Consider the following 14,725-nt stretch of genomic DNA (forward strand, 5'->3'; position numbering starts at 1 on the left):
TGGAAGCCGAACCAGGTTCCATCAAGGAGTACAGCTCCCTGGAGGGAGTCCCGATCACCGTGGCGGGGAAGAACTTCACCGAGCAGCTCATCCTGGGCAACCTCATGGCCACCGTGCTCAGCACCGCCGGTGCCGACGTGACCAACCAGAGCAACACCCCCGGCAGCAACGGGGTGCGCGAGGCGCTGCTCAACGGCAACGTCGACATGTCGTATGAGTACACCGGCACGGGCTGGTTGAGCTACCTCGGCCACGAGAAGCCGATCAAGGGTGAGCAGGCCCAGTTCGAGGCGGTGCGCGAGGAGGACAAAGAGAACGGTCTGACCTGGCTGCCCCCGGCACCGATGAACAACACCTACGCCTTCGCCATCCGCGAGGAGAAGGCGGAGGAGCTGGGCATCACCAAGCTCTCGCAGCTCACGAGCCTGGACAAGAGCGAGCTGACGTTCTGCGTGGAGAGCGAGTTCGCCAGCCGCAACGACGGGTTCCCGAACATGCTCAAGGCGTACGACCTGAGCAAGTCCGAGCTGGCCAACACGACCATCCTGGACACCGGCGTCGTCTACCAGGCGACCGCGGATGGGAACAAGTGCAACTTCGGTGAGGTCTTCACCACCGATGGACGGATCCTGGCCCTCGACCTGCGGGTGCTCGAGGACGACCGGGGCTTCTTCCCGCTCTACAACGTCACGCCGGTCATCCAGACCGAGCTGCTCGAGGAACAGCCCGAGCTGAAGGAGATCTTCGGTCAGATCAACCCCAAGATCACCAACGACGTCATGCTGGAGCTCAACGCCAAGGTGGACGTCGACGGCAAGGACCCCGCCGTGGTCGCCAAGGAATGGCTGATCTCGGAAGGCTTGCTCTCGGAGTAGCGGCGGGGCCCACGCACCACGCACTGACGTCCGCCGCAAGGTCGATCGTTGACATGTGACTAATTAGTCACCTAATCTCAACGCATGCAGGACGAGGTGTTCAAGGCGCTGGCCGACCCCACGCGGCGGCTGCTCCTGGATGCCCTGTTCGCCCGCGAGGGCCGCAGTCTGGGCGATCTGGAAGCGGTGGTCGCCGAGAACACCGAGATGACCCGCTTCGGGGTGTCCAAGCACCTGCGCCAGCTGGAGGCAGCCGGTCTCGTGCTCACCCGCAAGCAGGGCCGGGAGAAGCTGCACTACCTCAACCCGGTCCCCATCCAGCTGATCCACGACCGTTGGATCGGTAAGTACACCCAGCGCCAGAGCAGTGCGCTGACTGACCTGAAACGTCAGCTCGAGGAGGAGCCATGACCACGATGAACGAAGACCACAACCGGCCGGATGCCGCGCAGGACTCACCGGATCGCGCCCCGGCGGTCCAGATGTTCGCCATCTATATCGACGCCCCGGCCGAGAAGATCTGGGAGGCCATCACCAGCTCGGAGTTCACCAACCGGTTCGGCTACGGAGGTGACATCGAGATGGACCTCACCCCTGGCGGGGCGATGCGGGACCTCACCACGGCGGAGATGAAGGAGATGGGTATGGGCGACGTCGCCGCCACCGGCACCATCCTCGAGGTCGACCCCCCGCGCCGTCTGGTCCAGACGTGGTCGGCGGTCTGGCACGACGAACCGGAGACGACGTTGACCTACGAGATCACTGAGTACCCCGGCAACGCGTGCTGCCTGACCCTGACCCACGACTGCACCGGTGCACCGAACACCGCCCAAGATGTGCGAGGTGGCGGGGACGCCGGGGCGGGTGGGGGCGGCTGGCCCTGGGTGCTCTCGAGCCTCAAGACGCTGCTGGAGACCCACCGCGTGATGTCGGGTGCGGGGGCCTGAGGCGAATCCAGCGCCCCCCGCTCAGGCCCGAGTGATCGGAGGGTTCAGCCTCGCTGACTCGCCGCGACGGTACAGCTGAGCAGGTCGCCCTCCGTCGGTGGTGGTGCGGCCGGTAGGGCGCAGGAACCCCGGAGCCTGAGTCACCTTGCGGTGGAAGTTGCGAGGGTCCACCGGCCGGCCCCACACCGCCTCGTAGACCGCCCTCAGCTGCGCCACCGTGAACTCCGGGGGGCACAGGGTGGCACCCAGCGAGGTGTACTCCAGCTTGGACCGGGCCCGGTCGATCCCGTCGGCCACGATGCGAGCGTGGTCGAACGCCAGCTGTCCCCGGTCCACGTCGCTCACCGAGCGCCAGGACGCACCGGCGGCGTCACTACCGGCCACAGGGTCGCCGAGAGACGCGGCAAGACCGAGGAAGGCCACCGTCACGGTGGGCCCGCGCGGGTCCCTGCCCGGGGTTCCGTAGCTGCCGAGCTGCTCCAGATGCAGCCCCTCACCGATGGCGGTCTCCTCGGCCAGCTCGCGGTGGGCCGCGTCGACGAGGTCTTCGTCGGTCTCGACGAAACCTCCGGGCAGCGCCCACTGGCCCTGGAACGGCTCCGAGCCACGCTGTACCAGCAGGCAGCGCAGCGCCCGGTCGTGGATCGTCAGCACGACGAGGTCCACGGTCACGGCGAAGGCGGAGGGGCCCATGCGATCAGCGTAGGCCGCTTTTCGTCACTATGACACCGAAACGGAGACTATTGCCGCGCCGGCCGTTGGCATACCGTAGGAGAGGTAGTGACAACGGTGTTGCTTCATCTCTCAGGAGCCGACTATGAGCTCGATCGTCTTGGCCCTCATCGGGATCGCCATGATTCTGACGGGTTATCTGCTGTACTCGAGATACCTGGCCAACAAGGTCTACGTCCTGGAGTCGGCTGCGGTCACCCCCGCTCACGCGCTGAACGACGGCGTCGACTACGTGCCGACCAACAAGTACATCCTGTGGGGTCACCACTTCACCAGCGTCGCTGGTGCCGCGCCCATCGTCGGCCCGGCGATCGCGGTGATCTGGGGCTGGCTGCCGGCCTTCCTGTGGGTCACCCTCGGCACCGTCTTCTTCGCCGGAGCGCACGACATGGGTGCGTTGTGGGCCTCCAGCCGCAACAGGGGGCGCTCGATGGGTGCGTTGTCCGGGCGTTACATCGGCGCGCGGGGGAGCAACCTCTTCCTGGTCGTCATCTTCCTGTTGCTGTTGATGGTCAACGCGGCGTTCGCGGTGGTCATCTCCGGTCTGCTGGTCTCGACACCGTCCGCCGTGATCCCGACCTGGGGGGCGATCGCGGTGGCCCTGGTCATCGGCCAAGCGCTCTACCGCGGGTGGGCCAGCCTGCCTGTGGTCTCTGTGGTCGGGGTGGTCGCCCTGTACGCCCTGATCCTGCTCGGGGACCAGGTGCCCGTGTCGCTCCCGGAGACCGTTCTCGGTCTGCCCGCAGCCTCGGCGTGGATCGTCATCCTGTTCGTCTACGCCGGCGTCGCCTCGGTGCTGCCAGTATGGGTGCTGCTGCAGCCGCGCGACTACATCAACGGGCTACAGCTCTTCCTGGCCTTGGGCCTCATCTACGCCTCGGTCATCATCGCCGCGCCGGACATCGTGGCTCCGGCGGTCAACTCCGCGGTGCCCGAGGGAACTCCGGGCATGATCCCGCTGTTGTTCGTCACCATCGCGTGCGGTGCCATCTCTGGCTTCCACGGCATGGTGTCCTCGGGCACGAGCTCGAAACAGCTGGACAAGGAGACCGACGCGAGGTTCGTCGGCTACTTCGGGGCCGTGGGCGAGGGACTGTTGGCGTTGGGGGCCATCGTGGCCACCACGGCGGGGTTCGCCACCGTCAGTGCGTGGCGGGAGACCTACAACGAGTTCGGCGCCGGGAGCGTGGGTGCCTTCGTCAGCGGAGGCGGAGCCATCGTGCAGGAGGGCCTGGGCCTGCCCGAGACTCTCAGCGCCACCATCCTGGCGACCACGGCCATTCTCTTCGCCGCCACCACCATGGACACCGGGGTGCGCCTGCAGCGGTTCGTGGTGCAGGAGATCGGTGAGGTCATGGGCCTGACCCTGGGCAAGGGGCTTGCCACCGTCATTGCACTGGCCGTCGCGCTGGGTCTGACGTTCGGAGCCGGTGCAGACGGGTCCGGAGGGATGCTGATCTGGCCGCTGTTCGGCACCACCAACCAGCTCATGGCCGGGCTTACCTTGTCGATCGTGGCGATCATGTTGTTGCGCCGAGGCCGGAACGCGCTGGTCGTCATGGTGCCGCTGGTGTTCCTCCTCGCGATGACCGTCTACGCCCTCTTCGTACAGCTCGGCACCTTCTTCAGTGACGAGAACTGGCTGCTGTTCGGGCTGGACCTCGTCATCCTGGTCGCCGCCATCTGGGTGATCGTGGAGTCGGTCAGTGCCATGCGCAGCGCCAAGTCCGACGGCCCCGACCACGACTGGGCCACCGAGATCCAGCGTGAGCGCTCGTCGGCGGGGACGGAATCCTCCGGCACCGCCTCGTGACGCGGGAGCCCGAGGGCTGGGTCCCACCCGGGGCTGGGGCGGCGAACGCTGCCGCGCCCTTCCCGGGGGTGCGGGCGTGGCTGCACGAGGTCTTCGCCGGCCGCTACCGGCATACCTTCGCTCGCGCCCAGCAGGATGAAGAAGACGTTGTCCTCATGCTGGTGCTCAGCGAGTCCTTGGGCGTCCCCAACCCCATGAGCTTCTACGCCGTGGAGCTGATGCCCGTGGTCTACGACCGGTTCCACGCCTGGCACCGGCGCATCGGCCTGCACCGCTCACCGCTGGACCGCATCTCGTGCTGCTAGAGCTCATCGGTGGTCGCGAGGTCGTCTTCGTCGGCGGCAAGGGTGGGGTGGGCAAGACGTCCGTGGCGGGGGCTCTGGCCCTGTCCAGCGCGGAGCACGGCAGGCGTGTGCTCCTGGTCTCCACCGATCCCGCTCACAGTCTCGGTCACCTCTTCGGGATGCCGGTGGGCGACGGCTTCACCGAGGTCGTACCCGGCCTCGATGCCTGCGAGCTGGATCCCGAACGCACGATGGACATCCACCTCGACGCCGCTGAGCGCACCATGCGCCGCCTCATGCCCGAGCACCTCGGCGCGGAGGTCACCAAGCACCTCACACTGGCCCGCGAGGCTCCGGGGGCGGCCGAGGCGGCGGTGCTGGAGCGGCTAGCCGACGTCCTGGAGGGGGCACGGCAGGCCTATGACCGCGTCGTCGTCGACACGGCGCCCTCGGGGCACACCGTCCGACTGCTGGGCCTTCCACAGGTGGTGACCGCGTGGACCTCCGGGCTGCTAGGTCGCCAGCAACGCTCGGCCCGCTTCGCCGAAGCCATGTCCAACCTCGACCGCGGGCACACCGACGCCGACCCGGGTGCCGAGCTCGTGCCTCGTCGAGGTCGTCGCGGCGCCCGGGGACGGCCGAGCGGATCGCCCGAGCAGGAGGACCGGCAGGCCCGGGACGCGGAGATCCGCGACATCCTGCTTCGCCGACAGGCCCGCTTCACCCACCTGCGTTCCCTGGTCACCGACCCGAGCCGCTCGGCCTTCGTGGTGGTGCTGGCCGCCGAGCGGCTGCCCGTGCAGGAGACCGTCGAGCTGCACGAGCACCTCAGGCGCCTTGGGGCGAGCGTGGACGGTCTGGTGGTGAACAAGCGCTCGCCCCGCGGTCAGGGCGAGCTGCTGGATCGGCGTCGAGCCCAGGAGGAGGAGCACTTGAGCACCCTGACCGCCGCCCTGCCGCGGCTTCCCCTCACCCAGGTTCCGCTGCTCGCCGACGATGTCCACGGCGTGGCGAGCCTGCGCCGGCTCGGCGACCTGCTCTGAGAAGGCTCAGCCGAGCAGGGCGAGCAGCGCGAGACCGCCCGGTAGCGCCATCGCCATGATCACGACGATCGCCACCATCCGCTGCCGGTGGGCGCGACGCCGGCGCCACTGCTCCTCGGCGAGGTCATCTGTCCAGCTCACGATCGTGTACTCCCGGTGTCGTCCCGTCCCGGGGAACAGAGTACGGCCTGTGGCGGGTTGCCACGGAGGTGTCCCGCTCTCGCGCCCCGGTCCTGCTCCTCGTCGGAGCCGGTCACGCGCATCTGCACCTGCTCGTCCAGGCCGAGCGGCTCGCGCACGCCGGCTACGAGGTGCACCTGCTTGCGCCATCGGAGTTCCGCTACAGCGGGGTGGCCTCCGCCAGCGCCACGGGCGCCCTACCCGCCGACGCCGGCGCGGTCGACATTGCGGCGCTCGTGGCGTCCGGGCAGGTGCGCCATCACCCCGCCCGCCTCGTCGGGCTCGACCTGGCCGCGCGACGGGCCACGGCCAGTGACGGCAGCACGATCACCTGGGACGTGCTGTCGCTGAACGTGGGCAGCGTTGCCGGGGAGTCGGGGCTGGACGTGGCCGACGGCACCGTGCGCGTCAAGCCCCTGACCGAGCTGGCCGGCCTGGGTCGACGGATCGAGGACGCCGCGGTCGACAGCAGACCCGCCCGCGTGAGCGTGGTGGGGGCGGGTCCGTCGGGCTTGGAGCTGGCGGGCCACCTGTCCGCGCGAGGCGACGCGGAGGTCCTCCTCGTGGAGGCGGACCCGCGGACCCGGGCCGGGCTTCCGCACGGCGCCCACGCCGCGGTGGTCGCCCTGCTGAGAGGGCGGGGGGTCGCGGTGCGCACCGGTGTCGAGGTGGGTCGGGTCGAGAGCTTCCGGTTGGCCATGCGAGACGGAAGTGAGCACCGACACGACGTGGCCGTGCTCGCGACCGGGCTCGTCGCGCCGGCCTGGCTCGCTGACCTCGGGCTGAGCGACCCGGAATCCGCGAATGCCGGCGTTCCCGTCCGGGGCACGCTGCAGCACCGTGACCGGACGGACGTCTACGCCACCGGGGACTGCGCGGACTTCATGCCGCGCGCTCTGCCCAAGCTGGGGGTCTACGGCGTGCGGCAGGGCCCCGTGCTGCTGAGGAGTCTGCTCGCCCGGGCGGCGGGCGAACCGCTTCCCCAGTACACACCGCAACCCACGTCGCTGCAGGTGCTCGACCTCGGCGCCGACGTGGGGCTCGCCGTGCGCGGCAACCTGTGGTGGCTGGGGCGCCTCTCGCTCCGGCTCAAGCGGCACATCGACGGCCGGTGGCTGCGCCGGCTCCGCTGAGCCTCACCGGTTGGCGCGTGTCACGAGGTGCCCGACAACACCCGGAATCCAGCCGGTCTCGCCACGCATCCACCGGGCGGCAACCAGGTTCTCCGGGACGACCATGAACGTCGCCTGTGGCCCCTCGACCAGCCCCAGATCGGTGCCGAACAGGTCGGTGACCAGCGCCCAGCGAAGGTCGGTGTTGCGGTTCAGATGCTCGCCGATCCCGACCGCGTACCGCTGCACGATCTGACTGTGGTCCTCCTGGCGCCGGCTCGACCACTGCGCGTACGCCGCGTCGAGGCCTGCGCTCAACGAGCCGAGGTCGTCGATGTCGATCCCCTCCGCCACCAAGGTGTTCAAGTGCTTGGCCAGGTGGCCGTGTTCTTGTTGGCGCAGCGGCTGGACCGGCGTGGTGGGCAGCCCGTGCTCGTCCAGCTCGGCGGTCGGTGCCACGTTCGGCTCGCGAGGGTCCGCAGTGCTCGGGTCGGGCCTCTTACGGCGGAACAGAGCCATCACGCGAGCCTATGCGACGTCGGCCGGTCGAACGCGGCGGCGCAGCGCCGCGCCGATGGCCGATCCCACGAGTAGTCCGAGGGCGATCGCCACCACCACGCCGACCACGTCGACGCCCGCGGCAAGGACGTCGGGCCGCTCGGCAACCAGCTGGGTGACCCCCAGCAGGCCCAGGCTCCCCGGCACCAACAACCAGAAAGCCGGAAGGAAGAGCACCAGGCGGGCGAGCCGGGGGCGGAACAGCTCCACGGCCGTGGCGCCGAGGCTGGCGGCCACCGCTCCGAAGAAGCCTCCCAACGCGGCTGAGCCGAGAAGATGCCCCGCGGACTGGGCCGCGAAGGCGAGCACCAGCACCACCAGCACCCACGGTGCGGTCGGGGCCGGCACGTGCTCCATCAGGCTGATTCCCACGGTGATCAACAGCAGCCCTACCGGCGCAGCGACCCACCCGAGGGCATCCACCCTGACGTTCACCAGCTGCTCGTCCGGCACTCGCAGCACTGTCGTCGCGGCGAGGAGGCCCAGTGCGAAGAGGGCGAGCTCCACGATGCCGTAGACCAGCCTCGAGGCGCCGGCCTGCATGTGCCCTGCCGCGAGCTCGGACATTCCGGTCACGATGAGTGCGCCCGGCAGCAGCGCGGCCAACGGTGGCAGGACAGTCCTCAGGGGGCCCTCGACGAGCCCGGCATCGGCCAGAGCGAAGACGATCACCGTGACCACGAAGGCGGCGACGGTGGGCAGCAGCGTGCCCAGCGTGCGGAAACGCCGGGAAGCCGCCAGGAGGAAGGCGACCACCACGGCACAACCCCCGACGGCAGCCAGGTTGGCCCATCCCGGCTGCAGGATGAGGCCGATGCCCACCGCCACCACCACGTAGGCGGGCTGGGTCAGCCAACCGGGGTAGCGGGCCTGCCGGACGCGCAGACTCTCGAGCTCCTCCAGCGCCTGGTGGATGTCCAGCACCCCGAAAGCCACCTGGTGGCGGATGCGTCGCACATCCACGGCCTTCTCCAGGCTCAGGCCCCCCTCGACCCGTTGGAACGTCGAGGGCCCCCCGCGGGACAGGGAGAACGTCAGGCTGGTCGGGGCAGCGCCCACCTGAAGGTCCGGGTATCCCCACCGGCGGGCGACTTCGCCGAGCTCCTGCTCGATCTCGTGCACGGGCTGGCCCGTGCCCACCATGGCCGATCCGAGGCTCGCAATCAGCGCGCGCACGGCATTGTCGTCCGCTGTCGACTCCACGCGCTGCACCGGCTCAGTCTGGCAAAGGCAGTGCTCGAGCGACGGGACGAGCGAGGCGGCGACGGACCTGGCCGCGCGGGCTCAGGCGCGCTCGCCGAGCGCCACGATGTGCTCGGGCAGCCGCTCGTTGGAGCCGTAGAGGAAGTGGTTCTCCATGTGCTCGGAGAAGCGGCTCGCCTCGGTGGTCAGGCCGACCGCCTCAGCGACCTCCCGGATGAGCATGGGTGAGGCGCCGCAGCAGATGCCGAGATAGTGCACGCCCGCGGCGTAGGCCTCCTTCGCGAAGGCGCCGATCTCGTACCGGTTGGCCAGCAGCGGGTCCAAGGCGGTCGGGAAGGGTCGCCCATGCGGCGAGGGGACGCTGGCGCGCGGGTCGGTGAGGCTGAAGAAGGTCGGCTCGTCCTCGCTGGTGCGGTAGGGAATCGGCAGTGCGGCCACGTGACACTGCACGGCGGCGCGGATCTGGCTCAGGTAGGGCAGCATCGTCGCCGGACCGCGGAAGCAGTTCATGCCGACGACGTCCGCGCCGCCCTGCTCGAGGCGCTGGCAGGTCTCGACCACGCCGACTCCGTCCATCATCTCGTTGGACGCCATCGGAGCCACCGTGATCACGACCGGCAGCCCGCTGCTCTTGGCCACCTCCAACGCCGCCAGCGCTTCCTCGGCGTAGTAGAACGTCTCCCCGATGATGAGGTCCGCACCTTCCTCCACCGCCCAGCCCACCATCTCGGTGAACATGGCCCGCACCTCGTCCTGCCGGGCGGGGTCGCTGGGGTCCCAGACGTTGCTGTTGGAGATGTTGCCGGCCACGAGGTTGCCGGGCTTGCGGTCGGCCACCTCGCGAGCGATCTGCAGGGCCGCGCGGTTCAGCGGCTCCAGCAGCTCCTCCTTGCCGATGACGCGCATCTTCTCGCGGTGACCGTTGTAGGTGAACGCCTCGACGACATCGCAGCCCGCGCGCTGGAAGTCCAGGTGCAGCGCCCGCAGAGCCTCAGGGAACTCCAGGGCCACCTCGGGGACGAACTCGCCAGCGCTCAGGTAGCCACGTCGCTCCAGCTCGAAGAGGAAGCCCTCCGCGCAGATCACCGGGCCGGCGTCGAGCCTGCTGGTGAGGGACTGCCCGTTCGTGCTCATGTCTGTCTCCTTCGGAAGTCTCGGTGGCCGCCACGCTCGGCGTCACGGGACGAGATAGTCGGCGTCCCGCGCGTCGGTGACGAGCATGTGCCCGGGGGAATGGGTGATCGCCACTTCCGGACACGACTCTAGGACCATAGCCTGCGGGGTCACGCCACACGCCCAGAACACCGGCACATCGCCAGGCTGTAGGGCCGGCGCGTCACCGTAGTCGGGCTCGTCCCACGACTCGATGCCCAGTGCGGCAGGGTCACCCACGTGCACCGGCGCACCGTGCACCGCGGGGTAGCGGCTCGAGATGCGCACCGCATCCGCCACCCGGTCGGCCGGGATGCCCCGCATCGACACCACCAGGGGTCCGGCCAGGCGACCGGCCGACCGGCATCGCAGAGCGGTCCGGTACATCGGCACGTTGCGTCCCGCATCGAGGTGGCGCAGTGGGATGCCGGCGGCCAGCAGGGGGTGCTCGAAGGTGAACGAGCATCCGATGACGAAGGTCACCAGGTCCTCTCGCCATACCGGGCGGGCATCGTCCACCTCCTCGGCCAGCGTGCCCCTGCGGTAGACCCGGTAGCGCGGCAGGTCCGTTCGGATGTCGCTGCCGGGCGCGGAGAACACCGCCCCACCGGGGTCGGCCCGCACCTGCCCGGCGTCGATCACCTCCAGGACGGGGCACGGCTTCGGGTTGCGCTGAGCGAAGACCATCATGTCGAAGGCCAGCTCGCGGGGCAGGGCGATGACGTTGGCCTGCGCGTAGCCCTGGCACCACCCGGATGTCGCAGTCGCCCGGCCGCCGGCGAACCGTGCGCGGGCCGCGGCCGGGCTGAGGGTGGCGACGTCCTCGTCGGGGTCGGCCTGCGCACCGTCGGTCGTGCTCATGACCTCCACCTGAGCATGACCTCCTGGCCCGGGGTCAGCTGAGCAACGCGATCCATGTCGCGAGCAGTGACCACCGCGACCACGGGGTAGCCGCCGGTCACCGGGTGGTCGTTGCCGAAGATCACCGGCTGCCCACCGGAAGGCACCTGTACGCAGCCGCGCACCATCCCTTCGCTGGGGAGCTCGTCGTCGACCCGTCCTTCCACCCGCTTCAGAGCCTGCCCTTCCAGTCGCACCCCGATCCGGTTGCTGCGCTCGGAGACGGTCCACACCCGTTCCCGCAGGGCGTCTGCGGCGTCGAACCAGTCGGCGCGCGGCCCTGGAGTCACCTCCACGTCGAGGCGCCCGGTCGTCGGCACCGGCACCGGCGCGACATCGACGTTGGGGAACGGGCCGTCGTAGTCGGCCACCCCCAGCAGGTCACCGTCGTGGACGGGGGCCGGCCCGAGCCCGGACAGGGTGTCGCTCGAACGCGAGCCGAGCTCGGGCTCCACGTCGAAGCCACCGCGCACCGAGAGGTAGGTGCGCAGGCCCGCGGACGGCACACCGAGCCGCAGCTCCTGCCCGTCGTGCAGGTCCAGCGGGGCGGCATGGGGCACGGCCTGACCGTCCAGCGAGGCGGCAGCGTCGGCCCCGGTCAGGGCCAGGGTGAGCGAGCCGTGGACGCGAGCGACGAAGCCGCCCATCGTCACCTCGAGGGCCGCCCGGCCCGGTCCGTGCGCCACCAGGCGCGAACCCAGCTCGTAGGCCGTGACGTCCGACGCGCCGCAGCGGCCCACCCCGAGAGCGGAGTAGCCGAACCGGCCGTGGTCCTGCAGCAGAGACTGCGGGCCCGCCTGCACGACCTCCAGGCCGCTCACCGCTGCTCCTTGGCGACGAAGCGGACCCGACTGCCCTGGTGAAGGCGGGAAGGGGGGTCGGCGGTGGGGTCCCACATGATCTCCTCGGTGCGGCCGAGCAGCTGCCACCCCCCGGGGGACTCGCGCGGATACACCGCGCTGAACTCCCCGGCCAGGCCGACCGAGCCGGGGGGCACCGAGGTGCGCGGCTCGGAACGCCGGGGTACCTGCAGCGCCTCCTGGTTGCCGACCAGGTAGGCGAACCCGGGAGCGAACCCGAAGAAGGCCACGCTCCAGACGGTCTCGGTGTGTGCGGCGACGACCTCGGCCTCCGACAGGCCGGTGGCCTCGGCGATGTCGGCCAGGTCCTCTCCGTCGTAGATGACCTCGATCGTCACGACCTCCTCTGCGCCCTCACCGGCCGCCTGTGCAGCCGACCGCGGCTCCGGAATCTCGGCGGCCAGAGCCTGCGCCGCCTGGCCCAGGGCGACCAGGTCGACGTCCCCGGACGGCGGGCCGTCCTGGCTGGGGGCGGTTCCGGTCCGCAGCAGAATCGTCCGCGCCGCGGGCACCACGTCGCTCACCTGGCTCCAGCCGGGCTCACCTGCGTCCACCTGGTCCTGGATGGCGGCCGCCAACGCGATCACCCCTGCGAGGTCGTCGAGCTCGAGCAGGATCGCCTCCTCGCCCATGGGAAGCACCTGGGTCGAGATCACCGATCTTCCTCCACGAAGGGGACGAACGAGCTCACGGCGACCCCCGCCTCGCTCAGGGCGCGTGAGACGGCCCGCGCCATCTCCACCGCGCCGGGGGAGTCGCCGTGAGTGCAGATGGACTGCGCCCGCACCTCGACCTCCCCGCCTTCGACGTCGGTGACCACTCCCTCGGTGGCCAGACGCACCATCCGCTCAGCCACCTCCTGCGGGTCGTGAAGCAGCGCGCCGTCCTGGCCCCGCGGCACGAGCCGCCCCTGGGAGGTGTACCCGCGATCCGCGAACGCCTCGGTGATGACCCGCAGGCCGGCCTGCTCGGCAAGCCGCAGTGAGACCGCACCGGGCAGCCCCAGGATGGGCAGGTCGGCGTCGTAGGTCACCACGGCGTCCACCAGCGCCCGTGCCTGGTCCTCGTCCTCGTAGACCGCGTGGTAGAGCGCTCCATGAGGCTTCACGTATCGCACCCGGGTGTCCGCCACCCGGCACATGCCCTCCAGCGCGCCCAGCTGGTACAGGATGTCGGCTCGCAGCTCGGTCGGGTCCATCGCGATGTAGCGCCGACCGAAGCCCGCCAGGTCGCGGTAGCTCACCTGCGCGCCCACGACCACCCCCCGGTCCGCGGCCGCGGCACAGGTGCGTTGCAAGGTCAGGGCGTCGCCGGCGTGAAAGCCGCACGCCACGTTGGCGCTGGAGATGACGTCGAGCATCGCCTCGTCGTCGCCCAGTCGCCAGGTTCCGAAGGACTCTCCGAGGTCGGCGTTCAGGTCGACGGCTGCAGCGCTGTTCACCGCGCCAGTCTGGCACTGGCGGCTCGGCACTTCACCTGGAGAGGTAGGCCTGGTGCGATAACCTTCCTCATGGTCCTGCGAAGGTCAGCGTGAGACCACGGGGCCGGTCGGCCGACGCCGTCCGGTCGCCTCGCCGGGCCCCTCCGTCGGCGAGGCCTGAGCCAGGCTCCCGACTGGCTCGTGTCATAGCGAGTCTGGTGGACAGGCTCCGGCCCGACCAGGTGATCGACGACAAGACCAGCCTGCGCACCTACGAGTGCGACGGTCTCACCGGATACCGGGTGGTGCCAGCCCTGGTGGTGTTGCCCGAGAGCACCGAGGAGGTGGCGCTTGCCGTCCGGCTCTGTGCCGGCCAGGGGGTGCCGTACGTGGCCAGGGGAGCGGGCACCGGCTTGTCCGGAGGGGCCTTGCCGGTGGCCGACGGGATCGTGATCTGCCTGGCGAGGATGCGCGCGGTGCTGGAGGTGGACGTGGCGAACCAGCGCATGACGGTCCAGCCAGGGGTGACCAACGCCGAGATCAGCAAGGTTGTGGCCCAGCACCGGCTCTACTTCGCTCCCGACCCCTCTAGCCAGAGCGTATGCACGATCGGCGGCAACATCGCCGAGAACTCGGGCGGAGCCCACTGCCTGAAGTACGGCTTCACCACCCAGCACGTCTACGCCATGACCGTGGTCCTGCCCGACGGCTCGGTCGTCGAGGTGGGCGGGGGCTTCGCCGAGGGGGTGGGCCCTGACCTGCGGGGCGTGATCATCGGTTCCGAGGGCACGTTGGCGATCGCCACCGCCGTCACCGTCCGGTTGCTGCGCACCCCTGAGGCCGTGCGGACGCTCGTCGCCGACTTCGACAGCGCCGACAAAGCCGGGGAGGCGGTCAGCGCCATCATCGCCGCCGGCATCGTCCCGGCCGCGGCCGAGATGCTCGACGCCCTGTCCATCCAAGCCTGCGAGGCAGCAGTGGGTGCCGGCTTCTCCACCGATGCCGCCGCAGCTCTCCTGGTCGAGCTGGACGGCCCCGAAGCGGACTGTGAGGACGGCTACACCCAGGTGCAGCGCCGGTGCCGGGAGGCCGGCGCCACGCACGTGCGACTGGCCGACACCCCGCACGAGCGGGCCCGGGTCTGGGCAGGACGCAAGGCGGCCTTCGCGGCGATGGGCCGGATCAGCCCGGACTACTTCGTCCAGGACGGGGTGGTTCCCCGGACCCGTCTGGGCGAGATGCTGCGTCGGATGCAGCAGATGGCCGACGATGCGGGGCTGCGTGTGGCCAACGTCTTCCACGCCGGCGACGGGAACCTGCACCCGTTGGTGCTCTACAGCGCCGCGGCCCCCGGCGAGGCCGAACGAGGTGAGCAGCTGTCCACCGCGATCGCGGAGCTCTGCGTCGAGATGGGAGGCTCGATCACCGGGGAGCACGGCGTCGGCACCGACAAGGCGTGCTCGATGCCGAGCATGTTCTCCGAGGAGGACCTTCGCGTCATGCTCCGCGTCCGCACCGCCCTCGACCCCGACGGCATCAGCAACCCCGGCAAGATCTTCCCGACCCCTCGGCTGTGCGGTGAGAAGCCGGGCCCGTACCGACCCCACGCGCTGGAGACCGCCGGCGTCATCGAGAGGGTGTGAGCA

17 protein-coding genes are annotated in these 14,725 nt (G+C 70.1%); 8 read left to right on the forward strand and 9 right to left on the reverse strand.

Features of this window, described 5'->3' with window-relative positions; all coding sequences use genetic code 11:
• From VJ976_RS03310 to VJ976_RS03320, 3 genes are all read left to right on the forward strand, one after another.
• Positions 1-875 (forward strand): glycine betaine ABC transporter substrate-binding protein (locus VJ976_RS03310; RefSeq protein ID WP_324098684.1); only part of this gene is annotated, 875 nt, incomplete at its 5' end.
• 84 nt (positions 876-959) lie between these two features.
• Positions 960-1,286 carry a metalloregulator ArsR/SmtB family transcription factor gene (locus tag VJ976_RS03315; RefSeq protein ID WP_324098685.1) on the forward strand — a complete coding sequence of 109 codons (327 nt, stop codon included), beginning with the start codon at positions 960-962 and terminating at the stop codon, positions 1,284-1,286.
• Positions 1,283-1,822, forward strand: coding sequence for an SRPBCC domain-containing protein (locus VJ976_RS03320; RefSeq protein ID WP_324098686.1), 540 nt, complete (start codon positions 1,283-1,285; stop codon positions 1,820-1,822). Before VJ976_RS03315 ends, VJ976_RS03320 begins: the two co-directional genes overlap by 4 nt.
• 21 nt (positions 1,823-1,843) lie before the next feature.
• Here VJ976_RS03320 and VJ976_RS03325 read toward each other — a convergent pair whose 3' ends face one another.
• Complete coding sequence (locus VJ976_RS03325; protein ID WP_324098687.1) at positions 1,844-2,515, reverse strand: NUDIX hydrolase; 672 nt, start codon at positions 2,513-2,515, stop codon at positions 1,844-1,846.
• A gap of 124 nt (positions 2,516-2,639) precedes the next feature.
• Between VJ976_RS03325 and VJ976_RS03330 the strand changes: the two genes are divergently transcribed.
• Genes VJ976_RS03330 through VJ976_RS03340 form a run of 3 tightly spaced genes read left to right on the forward strand, consistent with a single transcriptional unit; the run spans position 2,640 to position 5,694 of the window.
• Positions 2,640-4,367 carry a carbon starvation protein A gene (locus VJ976_RS03330; RefSeq protein WP_324098688.1) on the forward strand — a complete coding sequence of 576 codons (1,728 nt, stop codon included), beginning with the start codon at positions 2,640-2,642 and terminating at the stop codon, positions 4,365-4,367.
• Complete coding sequence (locus VJ976_RS03335) at positions 4,364-4,672, forward strand: cory-CC-star protein (RefSeq protein ID WP_324098689.1); 309 nt, start codon at positions 4,364-4,366, stop codon at positions 4,670-4,672. The genes VJ976_RS03330 and VJ976_RS03335 overlap by 4 nt, the downstream gene beginning before the upstream one ends.
• The gene (locus tag VJ976_RS03340; protein ID WP_324098690.1) at positions 4,663-5,694 is read left to right on the forward strand and encodes an ArsA family ATPase; all 1,032 of its coding nucleotides are present in this window, start codon (positions 4,663-4,665) and stop codon (positions 5,692-5,694) included. The genes VJ976_RS03335 and VJ976_RS03340 overlap by 10 nt, the downstream gene beginning before the upstream one ends.
• 6 nt (positions 5,695-5,700) lie before the next feature.
• Here VJ976_RS03340 and VJ976_RS03345 read toward each other — a convergent pair whose 3' ends face one another.
• Positions 5,701-5,835 (reverse strand): hypothetical protein, encoded by a 135-nt coding sequence (locus VJ976_RS03345; RefSeq protein WP_324098691.1) that lies wholly within the window; start codon positions 5,833-5,835, stop codon positions 5,701-5,703.
• A gap of 68 nt (positions 5,836-5,903) precedes the next feature.
• Here VJ976_RS03345 and VJ976_RS03350 point away from each other — a divergent pair, with 68 nt between their 5' ends.
• Positions 5,904-7,007: an NAD(P)/FAD-dependent oxidoreductase gene (locus tag VJ976_RS03350; protein ID WP_324098692.1), complete on the forward strand. Its 1,104-nt coding sequence runs from the start codon at positions 5,904-5,906 to the stop codon at positions 7,005-7,007.
• A 3-nt stretch (positions 7,008-7,010) separates the two neighbouring features.
• Here the strand turns inward: VJ976_RS03350 and VJ976_RS03355 are convergent, their stop codons facing one another.
• The 7 genes from VJ976_RS03355 to VJ976_RS03385 form a co-directional block, all read right to left on the reverse strand.
• Positions 7,011-7,505 carry a hypothetical protein gene (locus VJ976_RS03355; RefSeq protein WP_324098693.1) on the reverse strand — a complete coding sequence of 165 codons (495 nt, stop codon included), beginning with the start codon at positions 7,503-7,505 and terminating at the stop codon, positions 7,011-7,013.
• 9 nt (positions 7,506-7,514) lie between these two features.
• On the reverse strand, positions 7,515-8,756 hold the full coding sequence (locus VJ976_RS03360) for a threonine/serine ThrE exporter family protein (RefSeq protein ID WP_324098694.1): 1,242 nt from the start codon (positions 8,754-8,756) through the stop codon (positions 7,515-7,517).
• A gap of 72 nt (positions 8,757-8,828) precedes the next feature.
• On the reverse strand, positions 8,829-9,881 hold the full coding sequence (locus VJ976_RS03365) for a homocysteine S-methyltransferase family protein (protein WP_324098695.1): 1,053 nt from the start codon (positions 9,879-9,881) through the stop codon (positions 8,829-8,831).
• Positions 9,882-9,923: 42 nt separating this feature from the next.
• Positions 9,924-10,760 carry a putative hydro-lyase gene (locus VJ976_RS03370; RefSeq protein WP_324098696.1) on the reverse strand — a complete coding sequence of 279 codons (837 nt, stop codon included), beginning with the start codon at positions 10,758-10,760 and terminating at the stop codon, positions 9,924-9,926.
• Positions 10,757-11,620 (reverse strand): biotin-dependent carboxyltransferase family protein, encoded by an 864-nt coding sequence (locus VJ976_RS03375; RefSeq protein ID WP_324098697.1) that lies wholly within the window; start codon positions 11,618-11,620, stop codon positions 10,757-10,759. The genes VJ976_RS03370 and VJ976_RS03375 overlap by 4 nt, the downstream gene beginning before the upstream one ends.
• Positions 11,617-12,315: an allophanate hydrolase subunit 1 gene (locus VJ976_RS03380; protein WP_324098698.1), complete on the reverse strand. Its 699-nt coding sequence runs from the start codon at positions 12,313-12,315 to the stop codon at positions 11,617-11,619. Before VJ976_RS03380 ends, VJ976_RS03375 begins: the two co-directional genes overlap by 4 nt.
• Positions 12,312-13,100, reverse strand: coding sequence for a 5-oxoprolinase subunit PxpA (locus tag VJ976_RS03385; RefSeq protein WP_324098699.1), 789 nt, complete (start codon positions 13,098-13,100; stop codon positions 12,312-12,314). Before VJ976_RS03385 ends, VJ976_RS03380 begins: the two co-directional genes overlap by 4 nt.
• 197 nt (positions 13,101-13,297) lie before the next feature.
• Here VJ976_RS03385 and VJ976_RS03390 point away from each other — a divergent pair, with 197 nt between their 5' ends.
• A complete protein-coding gene (locus VJ976_RS03390) occupies positions 13,298-14,722 on the forward strand; it encodes an FAD-linked oxidase C-terminal domain-containing protein (RefSeq protein WP_324098700.1) in 1,425 nt (474 codons plus the stop codon).
• Positions 14,723-14,725 lie beyond the last annotated feature (3 nt).

Origin of the sequence: Ornithinimicrobium sp. (assembly GCF_035267225.1) — a bacterium.
Lineage (GTDB): Bacteria > Actinomycetota > Actinomycetes > Actinomycetales > Dermatophilaceae > Ornithinicoccus.

Bases quoted from the DNA above. Each gene is read 5' to 3' on its own strand.
- VJ976_RS03330 (WP_324098688.1), top strand. From the start codon at position 2,640: ATGAGCTCGATCGTCTTGGCCCTCATCGGGATCGCCATGATTCTGACG.
- VJ976_RS03320 (WP_324098686.1), top strand. From the start codon at position 1,283: ATGACCACGATGAACGAAGACCACAACCGGCCGGATGCCGCGCAGGAC.
- VJ976_RS03370 (WP_324098696.1), bottom strand. From the start codon at position 10,760: ATGAGCACGACCGACGGTGCGCAGGCCGACCCCGACGAGGACGTCGCC.
- VJ976_RS03315 (WP_324098685.1), top strand. From the start codon at position 960: ATGCAGGACGAGGTGTTCAAGGCGCTGGCCGACCCCACGCGGCGGCTG.
- VJ976_RS03325 (WP_324098687.1), bottom strand. From the start codon at position 2,515: ATGGGCCCCTCCGCCTTCGCCGTGACCGTGGACCTCGTCGTGCTGACG.
- VJ976_RS03355 (WP_324098693.1), bottom strand. From the start codon at position 7,505: ATGGCTCTGTTCCGCCGTAAGAGGCCCGACCCGAGCACTGCGGACCCT.
- VJ976_RS03365 (WP_324098695.1), bottom strand. From the start codon at position 9,881: ATGAGCACGAACGGGCAGTCCCTCACCAGCAGGCTCGACGCCGGCCCG.